Annotated in this window: 20 protein-coding genes; 13 read left to right on the top strand and 7 right to left on the bottom strand. The window is 49.8% G+C overall.

From position 1 onward, the window contains the following. Positions 1-28: 28 nt before the first annotated feature. Positions 29-1,030 (bottom strand): NAD(P)-dependent alcohol dehydrogenase, encoded by a 1,002-nt coding sequence (locus tag FCL47_RS05420; RefSeq protein WP_136812455.1) that lies wholly within the window; start codon positions 1,028-1,030, stop codon positions 29-31. A gap of 166 nt (positions 1,031-1,196) precedes the next feature. After that, on the bottom strand, positions 1,197-1,439 hold the full coding sequence (locus FCL47_RS05415; RefSeq protein WP_136812454.1) for a hypothetical protein: 243 nt from the start codon (positions 1,437-1,439) through the stop codon (positions 1,197-1,199). A 573-nt stretch (positions 1,440-2,012) separates the two neighbouring features. Between FCL47_RS05415 and FCL47_RS05410 the strand changes: the two genes are divergently transcribed. After that, a complete protein-coding gene (locus tag FCL47_RS05410; protein WP_136812453.1) occupies positions 2,013-3,212 on the top strand; it encodes an MFS transporter in 1,200 nt (399 codons plus the stop codon). A gap of 237 nt (positions 3,213-3,449) precedes the next feature. Here FCL47_RS05410 and FCL47_RS05405 read toward each other — a convergent pair whose 3' ends face one another. Both FCL47_RS05405 and FCL47_RS05400 read right to left on the bottom strand, forming a co-directional pair. Continuing rightward, positions 3,450-4,253 carry a TIGR03915 family putative DNA repair protein gene (locus FCL47_RS05405; protein ID WP_136812452.1) on the bottom strand — a complete coding sequence of 268 codons (804 nt, stop codon included), beginning with the start codon at positions 4,251-4,253 and terminating at the stop codon, positions 3,450-3,452. Position 4,254: 1 nt separating this feature from the next. After that, positions 4,255-5,511 (bottom strand): putative DNA modification/repair radical SAM protein, encoded by a 1,257-nt coding sequence (locus FCL47_RS05400; RefSeq protein ID WP_136812451.1) that lies wholly within the window; start codon positions 5,509-5,511, stop codon positions 4,255-4,257. Positions 5,512-6,027: 516 nt separating this feature from the next. On the opposite strand from FCL47_RS05400, the gene FCL47_RS05395 reads away from it, so the two are divergent. The 6 genes from FCL47_RS05395 (at position 6,028) to FCL47_RS05370 (ending at position 15,621) form a co-directional block, all read left to right on the top strand. Then, on the top strand, positions 6,028-6,801 hold the full coding sequence (locus tag FCL47_RS05395; protein WP_136812450.1) for a LytTR family DNA-binding domain-containing protein: 774 nt from the start codon (positions 6,028-6,030) through the stop codon (positions 6,799-6,801). 4 nt (positions 6,802-6,805) lie between these two features. Next, a complete protein-coding gene (locus FCL47_RS05390) occupies positions 6,806-8,530 on the top strand; it encodes a LytS/YhcK type 5TM receptor domain-containing protein (protein WP_136812449.1) in 1,725 nt (574 codons plus the stop codon). A 181-nt stretch (positions 8,531-8,711) separates the two neighbouring features. Beyond that, positions 8,712-10,148 carry a carbon starvation protein A gene (locus FCL47_RS05385; RefSeq protein ID WP_136812448.1) on the top strand — a complete coding sequence of 479 codons (1,437 nt, stop codon included), beginning with the start codon at positions 8,712-8,714 and terminating at the stop codon, positions 10,146-10,148. 490 nt (positions 10,149-10,638) lie between these two features. Further along, the gene (locus FCL47_RS05380) at positions 10,639-13,056 is read left to right on the top strand and encodes a Lon protease family protein (protein ID WP_136812447.1); all 2,418 of its coding nucleotides are present in this window, start codon (positions 10,639-10,641) and stop codon (positions 13,054-13,056) included. Position 13,057: 1 nt separating this feature from the next. Further along, positions 13,058-13,900 (top strand): universal stress protein, encoded by an 843-nt coding sequence (locus tag FCL47_RS05375; protein ID WP_136812446.1) that lies wholly within the window; start codon positions 13,058-13,060, stop codon positions 13,898-13,900. A gap of 407 nt (positions 13,901-14,307) precedes the next feature. Further along, a complete protein-coding gene (locus tag FCL47_RS05370; RefSeq protein ID WP_136812445.1) occupies positions 14,308-15,621 on the top strand; it encodes a helix-turn-helix domain-containing protein in 1,314 nt (437 codons plus the stop codon). 130 nt (positions 15,622-15,751) lie between these two features. On the opposite strand, the gene FCL47_RS05365 is transcribed toward FCL47_RS05370, so the two are convergent. After that, entirely contained in the window at positions 15,752-17,392 is a 1,641-nt protein-coding gene (locus FCL47_RS05365; protein WP_136812444.1) for a glutamate synthase-related protein, read from the bottom strand. A gap of 213 nt (positions 17,393-17,605) precedes the next feature. On the opposite strand from FCL47_RS05365, the gene FCL47_RS05360 reads away from it, so the two are divergent. Next, positions 17,606-17,857: a hypothetical protein gene (locus tag FCL47_RS05360; RefSeq protein ID WP_136812443.1), complete on the top strand. Its 252-nt coding sequence runs from the start codon at positions 17,606-17,608 to the stop codon at positions 17,855-17,857. Between the two features lie 93 nt (positions 17,858-17,950). Here FCL47_RS05360 and FCL47_RS05355 read toward each other — a convergent pair whose 3' ends face one another. Beyond that, positions 17,951-18,661: a GAF domain-containing protein gene (locus tag FCL47_RS05355; protein WP_136812442.1), complete on the bottom strand. Its 711-nt coding sequence runs from the start codon at positions 18,659-18,661 to the stop codon at positions 17,951-17,953. Positions 18,662-18,737: 76 nt separating this feature from the next. Further along, entirely contained in the window at positions 18,738-18,995 is a 258-nt protein-coding gene (locus FCL47_RS05350; protein ID WP_136812441.1) for a hypothetical protein, read from the bottom strand. Positions 18,996-19,458: 463 nt separating this feature from the next. Here FCL47_RS05350 and FCL47_RS05345 point away from each other — a divergent pair, with 463 nt between their 5' ends. From FCL47_RS05345 to FCL47_RS05325, 5 genes are all read left to right on the top strand, one after another. Beyond that, the gene (locus FCL47_RS05345) at positions 19,459-20,598 is read left to right on the top strand and encodes a cysteine desulfurase family protein (RefSeq protein ID WP_136812440.1); all 1,140 of its coding nucleotides are present in this window, start codon (positions 19,459-19,461) and stop codon (positions 20,596-20,598) included. Positions 20,599-20,607: 9 nt separating this feature from the next. Beyond that, positions 20,608-21,687 (top strand): hypothetical protein, encoded by a 1,080-nt coding sequence (locus FCL47_RS05340; RefSeq protein ID WP_136812439.1) that lies wholly within the window; start codon positions 20,608-20,610, stop codon positions 21,685-21,687. A gap of 433 nt (positions 21,688-22,120) precedes the next feature. Continuing rightward, positions 22,121-22,639: a CD3072 family TudS-related putative desulfidase gene (locus tag FCL47_RS05335; protein WP_136812438.1), complete on the top strand. Its 519-nt coding sequence runs from the start codon at positions 22,121-22,123 to the stop codon at positions 22,637-22,639. A gap of 32 nt (positions 22,640-22,671) precedes the next feature. Then, positions 22,672-23,457: an ABC transporter substrate-binding protein gene (locus FCL47_RS05330; RefSeq protein ID WP_136812437.1), complete on the top strand. Its 786-nt coding sequence runs from the start codon at positions 22,672-22,674 to the stop codon at positions 23,455-23,457. Positions 23,458-23,475: 18 nt separating this feature from the next. Further along, positions 23,476-24,141 (top strand): amino acid ABC transporter permease, encoded by a 666-nt coding sequence (locus FCL47_RS05325; protein ID WP_136812436.1) that lies wholly within the window; start codon positions 23,476-23,478, stop codon positions 24,139-24,141.

Here is a 24,141-nt window from a genome sequence, read left to right as displayed (position 1 = left end):
ATGCGGTTATGCTGCATCCGTCCACCGCCTATTTGGTCAGGACAATTCGATACCTGGCACGACCACTGCGCAGATGGGCAAGAGCATCGTTTACCTGGTCGAACCGGAATTTTTCAATAATCGGCTTGATATTGTGCCGGACGGCAAACTCAAGCATTCGGGCGATGTTGGCAGGGGCCCCGACGGGGGAGGCCGACACGGAGCGTTGGCCCATCAGCATCGGGAACAGGTGGAGGTCCAGCGGTTCCAGGGTGGCGCCGACGAGGTGTAAACGGCCTCTGGTCTTCAAGGTTGCGATATATTTATTCCAGTCCATTTTAGCGTTGACTGTAGACAGCACCAGATCGAACTGACCAGCCGCACCCTCCAGGGCCTCCGGGTCACGGGAGTTGATGACCCGATGCGCTCCCAGTTCCATGGCCTCTTTGGTTTTGGCCTCGCTGGATGTGAAGGCGGTCACCTGGCAGCCCCAGGCGTTTAAAAATTGTAATGCCATGTGGCCAAGGCCGCCAATACCTATCACCGCTACGCTATCGGTCGGCTTGATACCGAACTGGATCAGTGGATTGAATACGGTGATGCCGCCGCAAAACAGCGGGCCGGCGCTATCCAGATCAATTCCCTCCGGCAGCTTGATGACACTTGCCGCCTGGGCACGGACTTTATCGGCAAAACCGCCGTGGTGGCCGACAATAGTGCCCTCGGCACTGGTGCACATGTTATGGTCGCCTTGCATACAATTGCTGCAGGTCATGCAGTATCCGGCATGCCAGCCGAGGCCGACCGTGTCGCCGACTTCCAGATTGGTCACATTTTCGCCCCTGGCAGCGATTGTGCCGACTACTTCATGGCCAGGTACCAGCGGATACTGGGAAATACCCCACTCGTTATCCACCATACTGAGGTCCGAGTGACAGATTCCGCAGAATACAACATCTATTTCAACCTCGTTCTGGTTTAATTCCCCGGGGTCATAGTCAAAAGGCTGAAGTTCCCCTCCAGCCGCAAATGCCGCATATGCTCGTATCATATTGCTTTCTCCTTATGGGTGAGGATGGGTGCGTTGCCATACAGAATAAGGGTGACCGGTACCAAAATAAATGGCTGCAGCGGATCGAACTATAATTTATCAGGAGCTCACTGCCTGTGAGTCGGCCAGGGCAAGTCTATAAATGAAGTCGAGGCAGTGACAAAGGTTATTTCCCACTTCTGAGCTTTTTAATCTGTCTGCGTATCCGTTTTGTTTTTATGATCTTTTGGCGTCTCGCGTCTGACTCTGTGATACTGTCCTGCTTTGGCTCAGATTTGAATTGCGTGACGATTTTGTTTGTTGATGACTGCGTCTGGTCGATTATATCATTTGCCCCGGCAGATATGGGCAATGCCAATAATTGCAACCCCAGTGCTATGGGTATCAATAAGCTGACTTTAATTTTCATAATATGAGCTCCTGTTCAGGTCCGTCCTGGTCCGGTGAGGATAAATTCCCTAATGTTCTCCTGCAAATGTCTGCAATACTGCATTGATCGATATAAACGTATTGTAATCATTCTTGACTGCATTTTAGATTTTATAGCAGAAATCATCCACATTGATTTTTGTGATTACCACTAAAATTCAGCTTGGAAGGTCCAGAGGGATATGAGGTGCCCTTTGCACGGGTGTTCCGTAGCCTGGATGGCTGCGGTCAAGCCCCCAGGGATGGGTTTATGGCGTCCCGTGCAAAGGGCACCTCATATCCCCAAATAGCTGAGGTGTAGTGGTAATCACATTGATTTTTAGATTTTTAAATCATATCCGGATCTGTTGGAAATAGAGACAAGTAAGATGCCAGAGGAAACTAAAACCGTATTCGTCCTTAATTGTTTCGGCAGAATGATAGAGAGCCGTTATGATGGCGTGGATTGAGCTCGGTAGTGCCAAGGGAAAGCTGATGTCTCTTCAGGCGGGACGGCAAAACTGCAGAATAGTTTTCGCTGATCTGATCATTTCAAGGCAAAAAAAGGAATTTTATGCCATCCAGGAACACTTTCCATGCCAACATCAAGAAGCTCTACCTTTTTTCTTTCCTGAAGATGAGCCTGTTTCCGATGGCGATCATTACGCTGTTCTGGAAGGATCAGATCGGCTTGAGCCTGACGCAGATTCTGCTGCTGCAGGGGATCTTTTCTGTCGCAATGGTGATTATGGAGTACCCGTCCGGTTATCTGAGCGACCGGATCGGTTACCGGTCGGCCCTGAATTTCGCCTCCCTATTGGGGATCATCGGCTGGGGGCTCTATTCCTTTGCGGGTTCCTTTACCGAGGTTCTGGTCGCAGAGATTATCCTCGGGATTTCCCTCTCCTTTATAAGCGGCACAGACAGCGCCCTGCTTTACGAAAGCCTGAAGGCCGAAGCAGAAGAACATACCTATGCCCGTCACGAAGGGCGGATGAACGGATTGGGCCAGATCGGTGAGGCCTGCGGCGCGATCTTTGCCGGTCTGCTTTATGCGGCCGCTCCGCTGCTCCCTTTCATGATTCAGGTGGTTGTCTGGGGGTTGGCCTTGTTGCTGACCCGCACCCTGATCGAGCCGGCGCGACAACTCAAAACTCCGGCCAGCCATGTTGTCGAGGCCTGGCTGTCCACCCGCTACGCGCTTATTGAAAACCGGCGACTGTGTTACACTATTTTCCTGAATCTGGTATTAGGCATGGCTTCGTTTTATCCGGTCTGGCTGATTCAGCCTTATATGCAGGACGGCGGGGTTCCACTGGTCTGGTTCGGACCTATCTGGGCTGTTGCCAATCTGAGTGTCGCCCTATTTGCTCTGGCCAGCTATCGCAGTCATCTGAAGTTGGGCGACCGGCGCATGGTGGTGCTGTTCGTTCTGTTGATCGTCACAGGCTATCTGGGGCTCGGACTGTATGGCGGGCTCTGGGGATTTCTTTTCTATTACCTGTTGACCAGTATGCGCGGACTGCGTGGTCCGATGCTGCTCAACTACGCCCAACAGGAGATTCCCTCGGCCAATCGTGCCGGTATCCTTTCCCTGCAGTCACTTGTCTTCCGCCTCAGTTTCGTCTGTACTGGTCCACTGGTCGGCATACTTGCTGATAAGGTTGGCGTTCAGCAGACTTTTCTCCTGCTTTGCGTGGCTTTCGCGATGCTGCTGCCACCATTGGCGTGGCTGTTTCTGAGACATATGGCGATGGAAAGGATGCATGGGTAGGAGAGTGCCAGGGCTCACATTTTGAGGCGGGATTCGGCACATCCTTGATGCGCGGACGAGGTTCGAAGTACCACTATTCTGCTCTTGCCCAGAAGTTGACAGAGTATTTCTGGTGTGCCGGGACAATGTTTGGCAGACAGAACAGATTTGCCATTCCGGATGAGAAACATGCAGAGATGCTGGTTGGCATCGGCAGCAATGGGATGGAGAGCCACCAATTAGGCTTGCACCTACGGCTTAGGGGAGACGTGGAGTGCCAAGAGGGAACTCTTGCATCTCGACAAGATATTTCCAGTAGCGTCGCGGCATAAACTGGCGCTGCAGGTCCAGGTTTTTTCTGTCCGTATTGGCGACAGCGGTATGGAAGGTTTTCCAGAGTTCCTGGTAGTGCCGCTCCGGCTCGCTGAGTCTTGATTCGGGGATTTCTCCAGAGTGTCGCACCTGGTTGGTGAAGTCGTCGTCAATATCGATTGCCTGCAGGGAAGAACGATCCCAGTACAGGGCATGGTTACGGCGAATATCATGCAGTATCCACCGCTGATTTTTGAGCCGCTGCATAAAGTGGAGGGCGCAGTGGCTCATCACGTTGCAGTCCGGCTCAAATGGACCATATTGCAGGCCGTCTTCAAGAATCCGAAAACGAATGAGTCCGATCAATCTATGGGCCTCAGATCCGACCTTTTGGGACAGTTTGTCAAGGTACCTGATCGAATCATGGGTGTAGAACTGGGTGGCCATTGCGCCGCGAACAAGACATTCCCGAACCATCTGGTAAAGATGCATTCCCACTTCACGGTCATCGCTCAGAAAGCCATGTACGGCAAAGCGGGCAGCACTGCCCTTGAGTTGTTTCAGGTACGCAAAAAGCCGGAGGGCCTGTTGCCTGTCCGTCTCCAGGGAAATGAGGGTATCGAAAATTTGTGGTGAAAACCCCTGCCTGGCATAAATTCCCTGAACGTCTTCTGGCGATTTTACCGCCGACGCAACAGCGTGCAGCAGCCCTTCAAAAGTGCCGTCATGGAGGTAGATGATCGAATCCATACTAAAACAGTCGCAGCTGGCGACTGTGGTGCAGAAGTTTATTGGTGCCGGGTGGCTCAGCCTTGCACAGTGCGCTCACCACACGATGATATGATAAGGATGTGTCCCCGAGATATTTACCATTGATGGTAACAAAGAATCTGGCGCGTTTTAGAACCATGCCAATCTTCTTCAGGTCCTGTTCCCGGATGGCAGCGACCCTGCGCGTCTGGATAATACGCCTGGCTGACGTGACGCCGACACCTGGAATACGGAGTAACTCTTCGTAGCTTGCCCTGTTGATATCAAGGGGAAAAAGATCGAAATTGCGTAACGCCCAGGCCGCCTTGGGGTCGAGACGTTCATCAAGATTGGGAAAGGCCGGGGAGAGGATTTCATGGGACTGAAACTTATAGAATCTGAGCAGCCAGTCGGCCTGGTAGAGGCGATGTTCGCGTATAAGCGGCGGCGCTGTTGCCAGGGCAGGGAGTAAAGGCCCCTCATTGACCGGGATATAGGCTGAAAAGTAGACCCGTTTCAAACTCATTTTGTTATAGAGATTTTCCGTCAGATTGAGGATGTGGAGATCACTTTCTGCCGATGCACCGATGATCATCTGGGTGGTCTGTCCTCCGGGGCAAAAACTCGGACTGTTTCTGCTTTTTTTTCGTTCGAGCTGGAAACCGGTAAAGTTCTCACCGATCCGCTTCATCGGGGCGAGTATGCCCTGCTTTGATTTTTGCGGGGCGAGGCTCTTGAGCGATGCCTCTGAAGGCAATTCTATATTTACGCTCAACCTGTCAGCAAGAAAACCGGCCTGCAGAACCAGATCGTTTGCGGCACCGGGGATAACTTTAAGATGAATATAGCCGTTGAATCGATGTTTTTGGCGTAAGAGCCGGCACACCTCTACCATATCCGCCATGGTCTTATCCGGGGATGCATAGACGGCTGAGCTTAAAAACAGCCCTTCAATATAGTTGCGCAGATAAAAATTGATGGTGAGATCGGCCACCTCTTCGGGGGTGAATGTTGCGCGATCCAGCATGTTGGATCGACGATTAAGGCAATAGCTGCAATCGTATACACACGCATTAGAAAGTAATATTTTAAGCAGGGAGACGCATCGGCCATCCGCAGCCCAGCTGTGGCATATCCCGCTCGCAGCAGCGTTGCCGATTCCGTTCGGCGCAGCTTTTCTATTGCTCCCGCTTGAGGAGCAGGATGCATCATACTTGGCGGCATCTGCGAGGATCTTGAGTTTCTCTGATGTCTTCATGGAGTGGCTTTTTGCCAAAAAATAAATTCTCTCACGAGAGGTATATCCCGCACGGGGCTCTGAAAAATTCCTCGTTTTCTTTGCGTTTGCCGGGACCAGAAGGTATGCATTTCCAGCAACAACAAACTGCCGAAGAGTGCTATTCTATCATGAAATGGTCAAATATGAGTGGTATATCTGTCGCTGTCGGCAGACACTTCTGCGGTGTCAAGTAATTTAATGCAGCACAGCATCAATCAGAGATGAATTTTTTTTCATATTGCCTATATTGTTGAGTAACTTGGCAATAATTTACTATTTCCCGGTTTTTTTTGGAAGAATGTTCTCGTCAAGAGTCGAGATCATTCCATGCATGCAATACTTGCTGGCCAGCTCTGGTGGTCACAGGAAATCTCGGTCAGCCGCGTTATAATAGCCCCCATAAAAAAGCTTACCTCATATTCCCCTATGGCTGTGGTTTAGTGGTAATCTGCTTGTATTATTAGAATTTTACTCACTCGTTCACTAACACTTGTCATGATAATCAGATGCATCATCGTCGACGACGAACAACCAGCACGGGACGAATTACGTTATCTTCTTTCTTCTTTTACCGATATCGAAATTACTGGTGATGTCGATTCTGTCGGGAAAGCTGTATCTCTTATCGAGAAAACGTCACCCGACCTCGTCTTTCTTGACATTCAAATGCCTGGCAGAACAGGTTTTGATCTCATTAAAACCTTGTCTCTCAAAGCGCAAATGCCCTTGTTTGTATTTGTAACCGCATATGATAACTATGCGGTTGAGGCTTTTGAAAAAAGCGCCATTGACTATCTCCTGAAACCACTTTCAGTCAAGCGGCTGGCACTGACGATAGAAAGAGTGCGCCGATACGTAAGAGAAGAAACCCAGGGCACAATTCAGGACAAATTACAGACGCTTCTTGCCCAGATGGCTGGTCCAAAGGAAGCCGTGAGGGTCTCAGTTGAAAACAATGGCAGGATGCAACTTCTGTCGCCTGAAGAAATTGTCTACTGCTCATACGAATCCGGCCGTATCCTGGTGCATACAGTCACGGAGGAATATCCAGTCTACAGCATATCCACCATGGATAAACTCGCTGAACACCTGGTGGGCTGTTCCTTTTTTAGGGCCCACCGGGGAGTTCTGGTCAATCTCGATTGTATTCGCGAGTTCAGCCCATGGTTTAATGGGAAGTATAATCTTATCATGTCAGATGACAAAGGCACCGAGCTGGTAGTGAGTCGGACGCGCGTCAAGGATTTTAAAAAACGACTGGGAATTTAGCTCTATGTCTATTACCACTCTTATAACCGTTCTCCTTAAACATGTCGGTTTGCTTGTGGCCGGCGCTTTTGTGCTCCTCTCTCTCTCGCCGGTACAGGACTTGAATTTTAAAAAAAATTCTATATATAACCGGCTGTTTCTCATCGTTTTTTTTGGGTTTTTTGGCATTTTAGGGACCTATAGCGGCAACGCTATCTTTCATTCCATTGCGAATCTGCGGGCGATGGCAGTTGTTACAGCGGGCCTTTTTGGCGGGCCCCTGGTGGGATTTGGTGCAGGGCTTATCGCAGGTGGGCACCGATTCATCATTGATCCCTGGGGATTCAGTGCCGTTGCCTGTTCGCTGGCGACTATTTTCGAGGGACTTTTCGCAGGGTATATGCATCTGCGGTACAAAGAAAGGAGTTTGGATTGGTCCAAGGGGATGATATTAGCCTTTATTGGCGAGGTGTTTCATATGAGCCTGGTCCTTCTCTTTTCACGACCATTCGATCAGGCAGTAGCATTGGTTCAGGTTATAGCACTACCCATGCTTATTGGTAACACCCTGGGAGCTGGTCTTTTTATCCATGTTATCAAGTCTCTTCAGGATTTCAGGGAAAAAAAAGACTCCACCCAGGCGCACAAAATATTTGATATTGCCAACAATACGGTGCGTTATCTTCGTGGCGGTCTGAATAAGAAAACAGCTCTTGCCACAGCAGATATCATTCACCAGCGCCTCCCTGTTGCGGCGGTCGCCATCACCGACACAACCCAGGTTCTGGCTCATGTTGGAGCAGGTGACGACCATCATCTTGCCGGGAAACCCATTAGAACGCAGTCCACCCGTGATGTCCTTGCCACCGGTAAACCGATTTTTTTGCGGCGTCATTCTCAAATTGGCTGCAGTCATGAGGAATGTCCTTTTTACTCCGCCATAATTGTTCCTCTCAAAAAAGGCGGGACCATTGTGGGTACTCTGAAGTTCTATGGTTCCGCCACGATGGAACTCAACCGGATCCAGTTTGAAATTGCCAAAGGACTGACCGATCTGTTTTCCATTCAATTGGAACTTGAGGATATTCAGGTAAAAGACAAATTGCTGGCCCATGCAGAAATCAAGCATCTGCAGGCACAGATCAATCCGCACTTCCTGTTTAATTCACTGAACACAATCGCATCTTTTTGCAGGACCACCCCGGAAAAGGCCAGAGAATTGATTCTCGATCTCTCCTTGTATATGCGCAAGAATCTCGATTCCAGCCGAGGCTATATTCCACTTTCCAGCGAGCTGGAACAGATCAATTCTTATCTGGCCATTGAAAAGGCGCGGTTTGGCGACCTGATTCAGATCGAGATTGATGTGGAACCGGGGTGTGAGGATTGGCCAATTCCTTCTCTTATTATCCAGCCCCTGGTGGAAAATGCGATCAAACATGGCATTAGAAGCAGGGAAGGGGGAGGGCGCATTGGCCTTAAAATCTATAGAAACCTTGATATGCTGGAGGTTACTGTTGAGGACGATGGCCAGGGCATTGCAAAAGAAAAACTCGATACGCTTTTACTGAAAAAAGATCTGGAATCTCATACGGAAGGGGTTGGCCTGCGGAATTCAAATGAGCGCCTGGAACAGATCTATGGTCCTGAATTTGGTATGGAGGTAACCAGTAGCTCAGGAAAAGGGACCATGATCTCCTTTCGCATCCCGCATCTCCAGGAAGATGTTTCTTATGTTGCCGCCAGCTGAAATAGAAAAGAATCTGCACCCGGGCTCAAAACACTTCAAACGGTGTATCTGACACTTCAGGAGGATAAAACGACATTTCATCGCCAATGAATTGATACAAGGGCATTGTCCGGATACGCTGCATACTGAAAATGTTGGCAACGGACTGCATTCAAATATCAATTTAGCGTGGAGGGTCACAATGTTATTTTTTCTTACCTGTGTGGGGTTGTTAATCCTGGGGTACTTAACCTACGGTGTTTTGGTCGAAAAAATCTTTGGCATCGAGACGAATAGGCTAACCCCTTGTCTCACCAAAGAGGATGGCGTCGATTACATTGCCATGCCCACCTGGAAGGTGTTCTTTATCCAGTTGTTGGATATTGCCGGGCTAGGGCCTATTTTTGGACCGATTCTTGGTGCCCTCTACGGCCCATCTGCTCTTCTCTGGATAGTCATCGGTTGTATTTTTGGTGGTGCGGTACATGATTATTTCAGCGGGATGCTCTCTGTACGCGGTGGCGGAAAATCAATTCCGGAAGTTGTCGGTGATATCATGGGAATGCCGGCGAGGCAGGTCATGCGTATTTTCTCTGTCGTGCTTCTCCTGCTGGTTGGTGTCGTCTTTATTCTTGGACCGGCGAAGCTGCTCAGCAACCTGACCGGAATCAATGTGCAGATTCTGGTTGGTTGTATTTTTCTCTACTATTTCCTCGCGACAATCCTCCCGATTGATAAAATAATTGGTCGTCTTTATCCGGTCTTTGGTGCTCTTCTTATCTTTATGACCGTCGGTATTATGGTCGGCCTCGTTTATCATGGCTATGAGATTTTGCCGAACCTGGATTTTGCGAGCAATACCCATCCCGGCGGCAAGGCGATCTGGCCTCTCTTGTTTATTACTCTTTCATGCGGTGCCATCAGCGGTTTTCATTCAACCCAGTCACCACTCATGGCTCGTTGTTTAAAAAACGAAAGCAACGGACGATCGGTATTTTATGGTTCGATGATCATGGAAGGCATCATCGCTCTTATCTGGACAACTGTCGGGCTTTCATTTTACACCGGACCCGATGCCATGAATGCTGTTATCGCTGCTGGGTCACCTGCGGCTGTGGTAAATGAGGCATGTAATACCCTTCTTGGTCCTGTTGGCGGTTTCCTGGCAATTATTGGTGTGGTTATTCTGCCCATCTCAAGTGGCGACACGGCGTTTCGATCTACTCGACTGATCATCGCTGAGACCTTTAAAATGGATCAATCGAAAACCGCAAAGCGGTTGTTGATCGCTATTCCTCTCTTTGCCCTGGCATTTATCATCACCCAGGTGGACTTCAAAATTATCTGGCGTTATTTCGGCTGGTCGAATCAGATGCTTTCGATGATGGTTCTGTGGTGCGCCGCAATTTATCTTGCGAAAAAAGATAAGTTTCACTGGATATGCTCACTTCCTGCAGCCTTTATGACCGCAGTAAATGTCGCATTCATCCTGCAGGCAGAGATCGGCCTTAATCTACCCGCCACTCCTTCCAACATTGCCAGTGTGGCTGTTGCAATTGCGGTTCTTGCATTGTTTATAATAAACGCAAAACCGGATTCTGTGGCGATCGATCAACTTGAACTTGAGCAATCGCTATAATCTGGATCCTCCCCATTTTAGCCGTATAGAAAGATGGATATTCTATACGGCTTTTTGGCTTTTTCTTGCCTGGTGTCTCCCCCCATATAATCAAACCCCACCAAGATGGTTTATTCTCACATCTCTGAATTGATCCTCCCCAATTTATTTTTTCCTAGTCAATGGTTAGAGTTATTGCAAGAGCAAGCTCGTAATGCATCTCCAGGTGCATAGCGACCACGGCCACATGCAACATAAGGCCTTTGGTTTGCACTGTTTTGTGCCGAATCTACCGATCATTCTTTATTGTGATTACCACTAAAGTTCAGCTTACAAGGTTCAGTGGGATATGAGGGACCCTTTTCGCGGGACGCCATAAACCCATCCCTGGGGGCTTGACCGCAGCCATCCAGGCTGCGGAACACCCGTGCAAAGGGCACCTCATATCCGCATACAGCTGAGGTTTAGTGGTAATAACATTCTTTATTAACAATAGAGTGGGAGACGACTTATGAATGTTAGAGAATTGACTGCAGACCAGCTCTGTCACAGGTGCGATCCCGAGAGCATACCCTTTGCCAGCACAGATGAAGTGGGCCCACTGGATAAGGTTATCGGCCAGCCTCGGGCTGTGGCAGCGCTGAATTTCGCCATCGGCATAGATAAGAAAGGCTACAACGTCTTTGCCCTTGGTGAGACGGGAACTGGAAAATATTCTCTGATCCGGCATATTCTGGACAAACATGCCGAAGGGGAGCAGGTGCCCGAAGATCTCTGTTATGTGAATAATTTCAAGGAACAGTATAAGCCCCGTCTTCTGAGTATGGCGGCCGGAAAAGGCAAGGAACTCGCCGAAGGCATGAAAAATCTTGAGGACGAGATCCGGACTGGGCTGCGAGCCGCTTTTGAAAGCGAGGATTATCAGAACAGGCTGCAAAGTATTGGCGAAGAAATAAAGGAGAAACAGCAGGAAATTTTCCAGACCATTCAGAATAAGGCCGCGGAACACGACATGGCACCACTGCGGACTCCCGCCGGACTAATTTTTGCCCCGGTCAAAGACGGCGAAGTCGTGCGGCCCGATGAACTGAAGAATCTCTCGAAAGAAGAACGGAAAGAGTTGGAAGACAAAGCCGCTGACCTGCAAAAAGAGGCGCAGCGACTTTTCCAGAAAATGCCCCAATGGCAACGGGAGATCAATGAAAAACAGAAGCAATTCAACAGGGAGGTCATCCAATATACGATCAGCCCCTTGCTCCAGGATTTACGGGACAAATTTCACGACAACAATCAGGTCCTGGAATATTTGACGGCGGTGGAGATGGACATCATCGAGAATGTGTATTTATTTTTTCAGGACGAAGGACAACAGGCGGCACTGGCCTCTCCTACCGGCGGCAGGGGAGGGGAGTCACAGGCCTTGAGGCGTTACAAAGTCAATCAGATAATCGATCACTCTGAAAGTAAAGGCGCCCCGGTTGTTCATGAGGAATACCCGAGTTACCAAAATCTCTTTGGCCGCGTAGAGCACATGGCGCAGATGGGGACGTTGATCACCGATTTCCATATGATTCGCAGCGGAGCTTTTCATCGAGCCAACGGCGGCTATCTGGTTCTGGACGCCCTTAAGGTGCTTATGGAGCCTTTCACCTGGGAAGGTCTGAAGCGAATTCTACGCTCGGGAGAGTTAAGAATCGAATCCCTCGGTCAGAGGTATAGTCTCATCAGCACAGTTTCCCTGGAGCCGGAGCCTTTGCCGCTCAAGGTAACGGTGGTTCTCACTGGCAGTCCTTTGATCTATTACCGGCTCAAGCATTTTGATCCCGAGTTTGGCGAGCTTTTTAAGGTGGCTGCCGACTTCACCTATGCAATTGACCGCAACAGTGAAAACCAGAGAGAATATTCCCGGATAATCGCCACGGCGGTTAATAATGAAGAGCTGCGGCCTTTCACGCGCGATGCGGTAGCTCGGGTGATAGAGCACAGTTCACGTATCGCGGGTGACGGCGAAAAACTGTCAATGCATATGGAGGGACTCACAGATCTGCTGCGGGAATCAGACTACCTGGCGTCACAAAACGGCAATAGCAAGGTTGAACGGGAAGATGTGCAGCAGGCAATAGATTCCTGGACCTATCGTTCTGACAGTATCCGGGAACGCATGCAGGAGCAGATTTATCGGGATATTATCACTGTCGAAACCGAGGGCCTCCGGGTTGGTCAGATAAACGGTCTTTCGGTGCTGCAGCTCGGTGGTTTCGCTTTCGGCCGCCCCAGTCGCATTACGGCCAGCATACGTATCGGCAAGGGCGATGTCGTCGATATCGAGCGGGAAGTCGCCATGGGAGGGCCTATCCATTCCAAGGGCGTCCTGATACTCTCCGGCTTTCTTGGCGCGCGCTACGCCACTGAGCATCCCCTGTCCTTGTCGGCCAGTCTGGTTTTCGAACAATCCTACGGCGGCATTGAAGGCGACAGTGCCTCCTCGGCGGAATTGTACGCCCTGTTGTCCTCGATCTCCAGGGTGCCGATCAAGCAGTGTTTCGCGGTTACCGGATCCGTCGATCAGGGCGGAAATGTGCAGGCTATCGGCGGCGTAAATGAGAAAATTGAAGGGTTTTTTGATATCTGCAGGGCACGCGGTCTCAATGGTGATCAGGGGGTTTTAATCCCGCAAGCCAACCTCAAACACCTTATGCTCCGTCAGAATGTCATCGATACTGTCAGAGACGGCAAGTTTCATATTTATCCGGTGAGAACCATCGACCAGGGAATTGAACTGCTCACGGGCATAAAGGCCGGGGAGCCCGATCAATCGGGGAGATATCCGGAGGACAGCGTCAACGGTAAAGTCTTTGCGGTTCTTGCCGACCAGGCCGAAAAGAGGCTGAAAGATATGCGCTCGGCCTTCTCTGCCAAGGAGGAGTGAGATGGAGAAACAAATGAGCTCGATCAAGCAAATTCTGGTTGCTCTGGATGGTTCTCAGTCGAGTATATCGGCACTCGAGAGTGGCGTTAAACTCGCGGTTCGCCTGAACGCTGAGCTGGTGGGGTTGTTTGTGGAAGATATCAACCTGCTCAGGGCGACACAGCTGCCTTTTACTCAGGAAATCAGTATGTTCAGCTCGGGGTATAGGCGCCTGGAAGCATTGGAACTGGAGCGGCAGCTGCGGGTCCAGGCGGACAGGGTGCGGCGGATTATGGAACGGATTACTCATGCAAAAAACCTGTCTGCCAGGTTTCAAGTGGTCCGGGGATCTGTTGCTGAGGAAATTCTCATTGCAAGCAAGGACGCGGATCTTCTGATGCTGGGTAAAACCGGTCGATCGTTACCGGGGTTTGGCAGGTTCGGATCCACTGTTCGCAGTGTCGTCGTCCGGCGGCCGGGGATGACCCTGGTCTGGCATCTCGATGGCGCAGCTATCAGGCCTGTCGTGCTTGCCTACGATGGCAGCGAAAGTGCAGGAAAAGGATTGTTGGTGGCCTTTTCGCTGCAGGAGTCTCAGGACAGCGGACTTATTGTTTACCTTGTGGCGGAAAGCCAGGAAAAGGGGCATGAACTGCGACTTGAGGTCTCCAATAAACTTAAGGAACTCGGCGGCTGCGCCACTTTTCGGACCTTGGTCCGTCCCGATTTTGCAAATCTTACCTGGATGCTCAGAAGTGAAAACGCTGGCCCGATCGTTCTTCCCTGCAATCAGAAACGTGTCTCGGGAGAACATCTGTGTTCCCTGTTAGAGGAAATTACCAACCCGGTATTGCTGGTAAAATAAAGCGGCCCGCAATGATGACACGGGATCCGCATTCATTGCAACTCTGATTCCCGCTTCCTTTCCGACAGGATGAGTTTGAGTGGGAATCACATTGAAAATAACGAAAAGACACTGGAAATTCTGAAGGATCAGGCAGCAGCAAGGAGACGGCTGTACCTCTTACTCAGGCGTCCGTTGATTAACATTCATCTTGGAGTGCAAAGCAAACAAGCAGTGCATCACCATCCGATGCATATTTTCCCCAGAGCCTGAATACCAGAAGTTGGGGGAAATACATTGATTAACTTAAATGGATTTGCTAGATTCAGTGCTTATTCATGGTGATAATCTTCGTTTTTACGCTGGGTTAATGCCCTTGTCTTGGAGAAGTTTCTACACCGCTTTCAATTGGAAATACATTGAGATAAATGTCCGTATCCAGCACTAAAAAGAAACGTGTTTCCTCGGGGATACCTGAGTTGGACCGGTTAATGGGAGACCTGTATATCGGTGACAATGTTCTCTGGTACGAAGATGTCAGCAGCTTCTCTTCTGCATTCTGCCTGAACTTTATTAAAGAGACACTGGCAGAGAGGAGACCGTTAATCTATGTGACGTTTGATCGTTCGCCCAAAAATGTTGTCTCGTTTCTTGGCTCGCAAGCACAAAGCCAGAATTTGACGATACTCGATTGCTTTACGAATGGTAAGGGGCATCGATCGGAGGTTTTCAATAAGTTCTATGAGAAAGATGGTGCGCTGTGGCCTTACAAGGTGATCAGGGTGAACGACCCGACGAACTCGGACCATGTCGGCGAGGCCATGTACGGTCTACACAGCAATCTCTCAGGAGAAGTTCATTTTATTCTCGACAGCCTGACAGGCATGCAGTCGCTCTGGGGTGGAGAAGATCAGGTTATTGATTTTTATGGCAAGACCTGCCCGCGACTTTATGAGCTGGATACCATCGCCTATTGGCTTATCGAAAAAGGCGCACATTCAGGCAAGTTAAAAGCAAATATCAACAAGATTGCGCAGGTCGTCATTGACCTCTCGGTACGCCGGGGAAAATCAGCGGTCAAGATCCTCAAGGCAGAGAAGAGGAACTCTGAATTCCTCAACGAGCATCATGAGTATCTCTGTGAGGGCTCGAATATCGTTTTTGCGAGCCAGCAGCAGCTCAAGCCCAGATTTGATCTCGGAGCAAAAATAAAATCGGTCCGGCTTATGCGTGGAATTTCGCAAAAGGATCTCGCCGGCCTCACCGGTGTAACCCCGAGTACAATCTCACAGGTGGAAAAGAACCTTATCTATCCATCGCTTCCCGCGCTGTTTCGTATCGCGGAGAGTCTTTCGATCGAGGTTGCCACGCTGTTCAAGGAGCATGGGGCTCAGCAAAACGTCTATGTATATCCTGTAGACAGCCGATCTGCGACATCCCTGGCCAAAATTGTCAAAGACAACGCCCACGCGGAATTGTTGCTGCCGCCTGATATTGATACGCCAGTAGAGGCAACAATTATACGCATTCGACCTGGGAAAAAACTGGCAGGTCATTTTTTTGCTCATAAAGGAAGTGAGTTGGGCTATCTCATCTCCGGCCAATTGACGATGACGGTTGATAATCAATTATACAAAGTCAACCCAGGTGACACCATTTATCTGCAGACAGTTATTCCCGGAAGCTGGAGCAACATCTCAGAACATAATGCTGAACTTCTCTGGCTGAGGTGGACAGAATAACACCCCGCATCTCTTTGGCTTGACAAATTAACATGGCAGCTGTGCGCTTGATGTTGCGAGGATCCATCAGGAAAAGATGGCACATCGAGTCAGTTGCTCAATGTGCCATATAAAACCTCTTACCCTGAGATTATGCTTTAAGAATCGCGTCAGCCGATTCTTTTTGAGCTTCCGTCAGGAACGGGATGCCTGTTTCCCGTTCCGTCTCACGGTTGGCACTGAATAATTCATTTCTGGTAATCTCTGATAGATTGAATTTCCGTACACCGGCCATCAACTGCTGCAGACCGCACGAGAGCTTATCAACATAGCCGGCTATGGCCACAGCACCAAAAGGTATATGCTTCATTTCATCAGCACCTACTTTCTGCTTGACGTCTTCCCAGGCTGAGAAAATCTCTTCCGGATACTTGCCAAAGCTTTTGACGGTAGCCGGAAGTTGATCCCAGTTGCCATTTATTTCCGTCCTTCTCTCAGGGTAAAAAGTCCCTTCAATGTTGCTGCCCAGGTATCCGGGAATCATCGGGGCACGGCCCATGCAAACAAGTTTTGTGTAGGGTGCACCTAAAGCCAGGGCCTTAAAAATATGATCTTCACGGGCAAAACCGCCGGCAAAAGAGATATCCGGAACCCTGATACCTTTATCATCGAGAATCTTACAGTAGTCATAAGCTTTGGCATGGAGGGCCAGGGATGGAACCCCCCAGTGTTCCATCATATTCCACGGACTCATACCCGTGCCGCCGCCAGAACCGTCAATGGTCAGCAGGTCAAGCCTGGCATCCGCAGAATATCGAATGGCCATGGCAAGGGCCTCCATGCCGTAAGAGCCGGTTTTTAGAGAAATTCTCCTGAAACCGATACTTCGGAGATATGCCACTGATTTCATAAAAGATTCACGAACCTGGGCAACGGTATCCAAATCGGTAGCTCCAAGTCGGCTATGCCTGGCAAAAGACGTAATGGCGCGACGCTCAAAGGCCTCCTGTACCGCAGGATTTGTTGGATCAGGATCGACGACATAGCCACGATCTTTTAGGAAGATAGCATAGTCAATTGATTTCACCTGGATCTCACCGCCGATAACCTTGGCACCCTGTCCCCATTTCAGCTCAATAATTACCTCATCACCATATTTATCAATGACATATTCAGCCACTCCGTTTCGGGTGTCCTCTACATTGAGCTGCACGAAAATTGCTCCATACCCGTCTGAATAACGTTTAAAAACATCGATACGTCTATCCAGTTCAGGTGCTGATGTTATTTTTCCCCGGCTAAATTTCGAATCCCGGTCGACACCGACGACATTCTCACCGATAACAATAGGAAATCCACAAAGAGCTGCACCCGTGGCAAATGAATTCCAATATTTAGTAGCGATAAAGGTTGACCCCAGAGCGCCGGTCATAATGGGGACACGGCATTTTGCCTTGATCTCATTACCGATAACCGTTTCGGTATTGACGTTGGTGAAGACACAGTCGTCGGCATCTTTGCTCATCCCTTCACTTAAGCCATTGGATCCATACGCATATCCCTGGATTCTCAGGGCATGATACCCCAGGCCAAGGGAGGTAACATTACCTGACCCAGAAGTAATGTTACCGAAATTCCTGGGATAGAGCATTTTGCGGCCCCTCAAGGAAGACATCCAGGTTTCACACTTGCCTTTACAGTCAGAGCTGCAGAGAGTGCATAAACCGGATTCACAGGGATTGCCTCTGTTGACGGTACCGAGAGCATCATTACTTTTTGGCCATTGAATCATTTGGTTGTCTCCTTTTCTGGTTAAATGAATAGTGTTTTTTCTGATTATCCCTCAAGCTCAGCTTGTCGAAATGGAAGGGGGTGGGCTGTTCGTTTTACGGGTCTCTGCAGCCAAGGATGGCTGCAGCGAAGCCCCCAGGGATGGGTTTACGGCGTCCCGGGAAACGAACAGCCTACACCCTGGTTCAGTAGCTGAACTTGAGGGGTAATCAGAATGTTTTTTCTTATGAATCGTTCCCTGTATGACAATGCTAAGCGTGTGGATGAGCTATTGTCGATTATGCTCAGGCAGTCTGGTTGCGAACCATCTGCTATGGGCGATTATTTTTTGATAAAACCTCGTGGCATCAATAATATTCAGAAGTTTTTCCACGAACAGGGGCCAGTTGCGAAGTTTTGTGCGGACACAAAAAAAGGCATCTGTCCTCGGATAGAGGAAGCAGACACCTTTGTCTTAATTGTATGAAGAGCCTACACGCCTTTGTGTCGGTTCGATAATATAATGTTAATTAATGTAGCTGCACTTAATTTTCTTGTCAAGAAAAACAGGATACGAGAATTAAAGTTCTGCTGACAAAATGAGTGCCTCGGCAATTTCCAGCATGGATTTACGCGTATCCATGCTTCTTTTCTGAATCCAGCGATATGCTTCTTCTCCACTCATCCGGCGTCGGTCCATGAGAATCTCTTTTCCCCGTTCGATTTGCTTTCTGGTCTGGAGCTCCCGTTCTATTACCCTTGTTTTGATGATTAGTTCGGTGTTGTGGATCGCAACGGCTGCCTGGTTCGCAACCGCGCTGAGCATATTGATATCTGTTTCAGAGAATTCATGAGGTTGGCAGGTAAAGCAGTTGAGTACCCCTATAACTTTCTCTTCCTTCCCTTGGAGAGGAACACTCACCATTGAGACGAGACCAAGACTGTTGGCCATCTCCTTTTCTTTGAATCGGTCATGATTTTTCACATCCGCAATCACGTAGGGGCGCTGAGTGGAGAGCACATACCCAACGACACCTTCATGTAGTCGCAACGCTCTGTCTTTCACATATTCCGGTTCAAAGGACTGGGTGGCCTTCAACTTGATGAGGGGAGGGGTCTCATTTTCATCCACAAGCCATAATGAACATATTGCAACTCCCGTGACCTTGGCGGTGACCATTACAATCAGCTTGAACAGATCCTCTAAAAAAAGATCAGAGGTGATTGCCTGGCTGATGTCCATCAGCGCCTTAACATAGTGATCATAGGTGTATTGAGGAGATGTGTTCATGCAGCTTTTGCGCTAAAGAAGTTGACTTGCACTGGCGGTTTCTGTCGTGTCTGTTGATTGGTTGCGGCCACATGCTTTAAAAAGTAGTGGAAACGCTCATTTGTCGCTCACCCAGATAATGTAAACCTTTTCGGGTGATAAGGCTGTATTGGAGATCGGAGTCGGTCTGGATAATGCCCATCCCGTCCATGGTTTTCAAAACCTGACGGAGTTTCGGCAATTGTATGTCCATGTTCCCGGCTAAAGTAGCGGTCGAGACAAGCTGGGGCTGGGGATTGCCTAAATTTGCCGCGAGAATGGCAAGGACTTGAAGCTTATGTTGATGGAGTGACATCGCTACCTCCTGCTGGGGATGAGGGGGCCAGGTCGTTCGTGGATGTTTCGTTCAAACGGCATTCTTTAGGTCTCAGTTTTATAATAAAAAGAGGTGAATGGCAATTAAAAAATTAATTATTAATTAATTTAATGTATTAAATATAGCAAAAATTAATTTTCGCAACAGAAGTTGCAAGTGATCCATTTTTCATGAGGATTCTGTTGACGAGTATTTGCCGTTTGCATGCAAGCAGACCCATGGAAAATCAAATCAGTGGGAGTAAAATGAGCGCGCTATTTTGCAAGGCTCAAGAACATTGCAGCTTTACGTTGGCCAATGGATATCTCTGTCAATAGCAAGGTTGTCGACTTCAGCGCGGATTGTTTCCCCGTGTCCTCAATCTGCAGGATGAGATTGGTCGTGAGCTGTAAATATGGTATATTAGGCCGCATACCATTGCATACTCGAGGAGCTGACGATCATGACCTTGCCCATTTATCTGGACTACAACGGCACCACCCCCCTGGCACCTGAAGTGATAGATGCCATGCGTCCTTTTCTAGCGACGGATTTCGGCAACCCTTCCAGTAACCATTGGTATGGCATAAAACCTAAACAAGCGGTCATGGCGGCTCGGGGACAAGTTGCTGGGATTCTCGGCTGCATGACTTCTGAGGTAATTTTCACCAGCGGCGGTTCAGAGTCCAACAATCATGCCATCAAAAGTTTTGCCGGTGCCCGTCACATCCAGGGGGGCCACATCATAACCTCCAGCATTGAGCATCCGGCTATCCTGGAGGTTTGCCGCTTTATGGCAGGACACGGTTTTGCCGTCACAGTCCTCCCGGTTGATGCGGATGGGTTGGTCAGCCCGTCCGATGTGGCGGCCGCCGTCCGGCCAGAAACCATTATGATTTCGATCATGCATGCCAATAATGAAGTGGGCACCATTCAACCTATCGCCGAGATCGCCATACTGGCTCGCCGGCAGGGGATTCTGATGCACACGGACGCCGCCCAGTCAATGGGCAAAATCTCCACAAAGGTGGACGAATTAGGAGTAGACCTTCTTTCTATAGCTGGACATAAGATCTATGGTCCCAAAGGGACAGGAGGGCTCTACATCCGAGAGGGGATCGAAGCTGAAATTTTCTGTCACGGTGCCGGCCAGGAAAACGGCCGCCGGGCGGGGACCGAGAATGTGCTTGGAATCGTTGGCCTGGGCCAGGCATGTGCGATTGCTGCAGCAGAACTGGAGCAACATGCGCGACACATGCAGGAAATGCGCGATCGGTTGGAGCTGGGATTGGCATCGGCATGCACGGACATCCGTTTTAACGGGCACCGAGAACTTCGACTGCCCAACACATGCAGCGTCTCCTTCCTTGATCTGGATGCAACCCGTATCCTGGAGGAGATCGGACTCAATGTGGCCGCCTCGGCCGGTGCCGCCTGCCACGCCGACCAGGTAGAAATCTCGCATGTTCTGAAGGCCATGAAAGTGCCGAAGCAATGGGCCAAGGGCACCCTGCGTTTTACTACCGGAAAGTACACTACCGAAGCAGAGATCGATCGTGCCCTGGAGGCGATAGTGACAGCGATAAAGAAGTTGCGGGCCTAGGATACGGTTATGCTGCCTCTCAACGTACCATTTCTGCCTGAAGCATCATATATACGCTTTTTAAACGACCTGGGACCGCGTTTACATGCAGTGCATTTCAGCTTGCACGACCCCGTCCTGTGTGATGCACGGGTTCGTTTGGAGCAAGCATCATTACACACTCTTATCGACTCGCTTGGGCGCCTGCCCGGCCCCAAAAAATACCTTCTCGCCAATGGGCGGTTCCAACCGACAGGCACATATACAGGCCCTGTCGGGTTGTCCGGCTTGACCAGACGATTGGAAAAATTGCTGGATGCAGGGGTTCTTGACGGCTTGATCTTCGCTGACAGCTACCTGCTCACCGCCTTAGGCGACACAGCTCCGGCAATTGTCACCCGATTGGAGGCCGTCCCCAGCGTTAACTTTAGTATCGACAGCATTGGAAAACTGCAGGTCTTAATGGATCTGGTTTCAGCAAGCGGTTTTCGCCTGCCGAGCAAGATCACCGTGGACCGCGAGCTTAACCGCCATCCTGTCGAACTCGCCTCGCTCTCGACCGCGATTCGGCGGCGCTGGCCGACGGTAAAAATCGAACTCCTGGCCAATGAGGGGTGTCTCATTCACTGCCCCTTTCGGTTTACCCACGAGGCACTTATTGCCGCAACAAACAATGCTGCGCGTACAGATGGCCAATTCGACACGCAGCGCCTCAATCGCGATCTTGCCTGCCAGCGCCAGCTGACCCGGATACCCCACCGAATACTGGCCTCACCCTTCATCCGTCCGGAGGATGTCTGCCGCTACGAAGGCTCGGCCGACCTCATCAAAGTCTGCGGCCGCACGCTCGGTGCGGGATTTTTGGAACGCGCAGTGGAAGCATTCGTCCAAGGCCGCTACCGCGGCAACCTCCTCGACCTTCTCGATGCCGCCCACTGGATGGCCGATCGCTGGTATATTTCCAATGACGATATCCCTGAAGACTTCCTGGATGTACTGTCCACCTGCGGGCAGGACTGCACCGGCTGCAACTACTGCAGAACATATTTCGATCATCATGCCCGCTTCAAGCAGTTGCAGTTGCCGGACTGGCGTAACGTAAACAGCTGAACCCCCCGTAAGGTCATCGTAATTTTCGCGCGAATTCGCTTCGGCGCACTAGCGCAGGGTGGGGCATGAAAATTCCTCAACGCAGTCCCACAATGCTGCCAGGTGGTACCGTGCAACCACCGGTGGTTTCCCTGACAAATACCTAAATTTTTCTCCAGCCGGTACACCTGTGGCCCGGCAAAGGGCTCTCTTCGAAGTTACTACGTTGATCTCTAGATCTGCGGATCACCTATAGAAACGGATCTTTTTATAGGTAATAACTATTTGTTTTATAGCCTGAAATAGATTATTGCTCCAGTCGATAAATTCTAAATGTCGGTTCCATGTTACTGAAATGGATACCTTTTTAAAATCGCGTTTTTCGAAAGTAAAGCCCTGTCCTCAACGATCCATTGACGAAGATCCTCATGCAAAGGCACCATGGTTTACAACAATGAAGCGCAGTAAAAAAATTCTCATTCTCTGCCACTGTCTACTGAACGCCAATGCCAAGATTTTTCCACTGGCTACCTGTGGCGGGGTGTATCGACAAGTGACTCAAAAATATATTGAGGATGGAGTGGGGTTAATCCAATTGCCTTGCCCCGAAACCGGTTACCTGGGGTTGAATCGTTGGGGCATGACCCGGGATCAATACGATCATCTGCATTTCAGGGAGTTCTGTCGGGAAATACTTAAACCCATTATGTATCAGATCAAGGCTTATGTTGCGGCCGAATATGAAATAATTGGGGTGATAGGGATGGATGGCAGTCCCAATTGCGGCATTTCCCGGACCTGTACGGGGTTCATCGGGGGAGAGATCTGTTCCCAGGTCGATATTGCCAGACAACAGGAACTGCTCGTTGATGCATCAGGGCCGGGTGTTTTCATGGAAATCTTTGCCGAAATGCTTGCGAGCGAAAAAATATCACTGCGCTTTTCGGCGGTTGATGAAGAACAGGCTGTGTAATTCCAGCTATTTAAAATTAACAAGAGGTCATAATGAGACGTTTCAAATTGGTTCTGACAAGTGTTGGGCTTGCTGTTCTTATCGTATCTTCTTTTCTGCTGTCGGATGTGAAGGCTGATTCGTCGCTGAAAAAAGTCAGCGATAAGGGGGAAATAGTCGTGGGATTTTGTGCCCAGTATCCGCCGTTTGAGTCAAAAAATGAAAAGACCGGTCAATTTGAAGGATTTGACGTGGATTTAGCCGAGGCATTGGCCAAGGAAATGGGGGTAAAACCGAAATTTATCGATGCGGAGTGGCAGGGGCTTCTGGCTGGCCTGAAGAAGGGAGATTATGATGTATTGATTACCTGCATGTCGAAGTCCGAGGCCCGTGGACAGAATACCAACTTCAGCGATGTCTATTACAATCTTCCCGATGTCATCGTGGTTCGTAAAGATGAGGCGGCGGTCAAGGGCAAGGATGATCTTACAGGCAAGATCGTCGGTGTTCAGCTCGGTTCAGGAAGCGAGCAGCTGGCAGACAGCATGAAGGCCACCTTCAAGGATATCAAACGCTACAACTACAATCCTGAGGCCTTCACCGACCTGAAAGTCAAGCGTATCGATGCCGTGCTGGTCGGATACGCTTATGCCGTCACCCAGATGAAGGTCGACCCTTCCTACAAGATTGTCGGGGAACCACTGTCCGTGGCGGAGACTGTTGTGGTTCTGCCAAAGGGGGCTGACGCTCTGACCCAGAAAATCAACGGAGCCCTGGCGAAAATCAAGGTCGACGGCACCTACCAGAAGATCCATGACAAATGGCTGAAGGTAGATTGATCTGCGACCAGTCATGCCATGATTGATTTTCAATTTGATATCCTGCAAGGTGCCTTGCCGATACTTTGGGAAGGCTCCTTGGTCACGATCAAGATTTCTTTTATCTCGTTTCTCCTTGCCGTCTTCATCGGGGCGGTCGTGGGAGTGGCCCGTTCTCGCTCACGACGGTTGTATCTGCTCTTTGCGCCCTATGTGGAAATCTTTCGGGGCACACCGCTTCTGACCCAACTCTTTTTTATCTACTATGGGCTTCCCACCATCGGGATTACTCTGGGCAGCTTCTCGGCGGCCTGTATCGGCCTGGGTCTGAACGGAGGGGCTTATATCTCGGAAATTATCCGAAGCTCACTGCTCTCTGTAGAAAAGGATCAGCAGGATGCAGCCTATGCCCTGGGGTTGTCCTGGACGCAGTCAATGCTGTATGTCGTTTTTCCCCAGGCCTTTACCGTCGCCATCCCACCGTTGGTCAATGCCTTTTCCTCCCTGCTCAAGGATACATCGCTGATTTCTGTTTTGGCTATTACCGAACTCACCCGCGTGGGCCAGCTGATTTATACCAGAACATTCAGGGCATTTGAAATCTATCTTGCCATTGGCTGCCTCTACTTCATTTTGACATACTGCGCGTCATGGTTTTCACGATACCTCGAAATGAAATTCAAAATCGAAGGGCGGATTTCCTGA

It is taken from the genome of Desulfopila sp. IMCC35006, from assembly GCF_005116645.1.
Classification (GTDB): Bacteria; Desulfobacterota; Desulfobulbia; order Desulfobulbales; family Desulfocapsaceae; genus Desulforhopalus_A.
This window is presented reverse-complemented; position numbering and strand designations above follow the sequence as displayed.

What these genes read in the sequence shown, in the direction of transcription:
- FCL47_RS05350 (WP_136812441.1), bottom strand. Translation starts at nt 18,995, where the DNA reads ATGTCACTCCATCAACATAAGCTTCAAGTCCTTGCCATTCTCGCGGCA.
- FCL47_RS05360 (WP_136812443.1), top strand. Translation starts at nt 17,606, where the DNA reads ATGTTTTTTCTTATGAATCGTTCCCTGTATGACAATGCTAAGCGTGTG.
- FCL47_RS05335 (WP_136812438.1), top strand. Translation starts at nt 22,121, where the DNA reads ATGAAGCGCAGTAAAAAAATTCTCATTCTCTGCCACTGTCTACTGAAC.
- FCL47_RS05420 (WP_136812455.1), bottom strand. Translation starts at nt 1,030, where the DNA reads ATGATACGAGCATATGCGGCATTTGCGGCTGGAGGGGAACTTCAGCCT.
- FCL47_RS05330 (WP_136812437.1), top strand. Translation starts at nt 22,672, where the DNA reads ATGAGACGTTTCAAATTGGTTCTGACAAGTGTTGGGCTTGCTGTTCTT.
- FCL47_RS05415 (WP_136812454.1), bottom strand. Translation starts at nt 1,439, where the DNA reads ATGAAAATTAAAGTCAGCTTATTGATACCCATAGCACTGGGGTTGCAA.
- FCL47_RS05340 (WP_136812439.1), top strand. Translation starts at nt 20,608, where the DNA reads ATGCTGCCTCTCAACGTACCATTTCTGCCTGAAGCATCATATATACGC.
- FCL47_RS05395 (WP_136812450.1), top strand. Translation starts at nt 6,028, where the DNA reads ATGATAATCAGATGCATCATCGTCGACGACGAACAACCAGCACGGGAC.
- FCL47_RS05345 (WP_136812440.1), top strand. Translation starts at nt 19,459, where the DNA reads ATGACCTTGCCCATTTATCTGGACTACAACGGCACCACCCCCCTGGCA.
- FCL47_RS05370 (WP_136812445.1), top strand. Translation starts at nt 14,308, where the DNA reads ATGTCCGTATCCAGCACTAAAAAGAAACGTGTTTCCTCGGGGATACCT.
- FCL47_RS05390 (WP_136812449.1), top strand. Translation starts at nt 6,806, where the DNA reads ATGTCTATTACCACTCTTATAACCGTTCTCCTTAAACATGTCGGTTTG.
- FCL47_RS05365 (WP_136812444.1), bottom strand. Translation starts at nt 17,392, where the DNA reads ATGATTCAATGGCCAAAAAGTAATGATGCTCTCGGTACCGTCAACAGA.
- FCL47_RS05400 (WP_136812451.1), bottom strand. Translation starts at nt 5,511, where the DNA reads ATGAAGACATCAGAGAAACTCAAGATCCTCGCAGATGCCGCCAAGTAT.
- FCL47_RS05385 (WP_136812448.1), top strand. Translation starts at nt 8,712, where the DNA reads ATGTTATTTTTTCTTACCTGTGTGGGGTTGTTAATCCTGGGGTACTTA.
- FCL47_RS05325 (WP_136812436.1), top strand. Translation starts at nt 23,476, where the DNA reads ATGATTGATTTTCAATTTGATATCCTGCAAGGTGCCTTGCCGATACTT.
- FCL47_RS05355 (WP_136812442.1), bottom strand. Translation starts at nt 18,661, where the DNA reads ATGAACACATCTCCTCAATACACCTATGATCACTATGTTAAGGCGCTG.
- FCL47_RS05375 (WP_136812446.1), top strand. Translation starts at nt 13,058, where the DNA reads ATGGAGAAACAAATGAGCTCGATCAAGCAAATTCTGGTTGCTCTGGAT.
- FCL47_RS05405 (WP_136812452.1), bottom strand. Translation starts at nt 4,253, where the DNA reads ATGGATTCGATCATCTACCTCCATGACGGCACTTTTGAAGGGCTGCTG.
- FCL47_RS05380 (WP_136812447.1), top strand. Translation starts at nt 10,639, where the DNA reads ATGAATGTTAGAGAATTGACTGCAGACCAGCTCTGTCACAGGTGCGAT.
- FCL47_RS05410 (WP_136812453.1), top strand. Translation starts at nt 2,013, where the DNA reads ATGCCATCCAGGAACACTTTCCATGCCAACATCAAGAAGCTCTACCTT.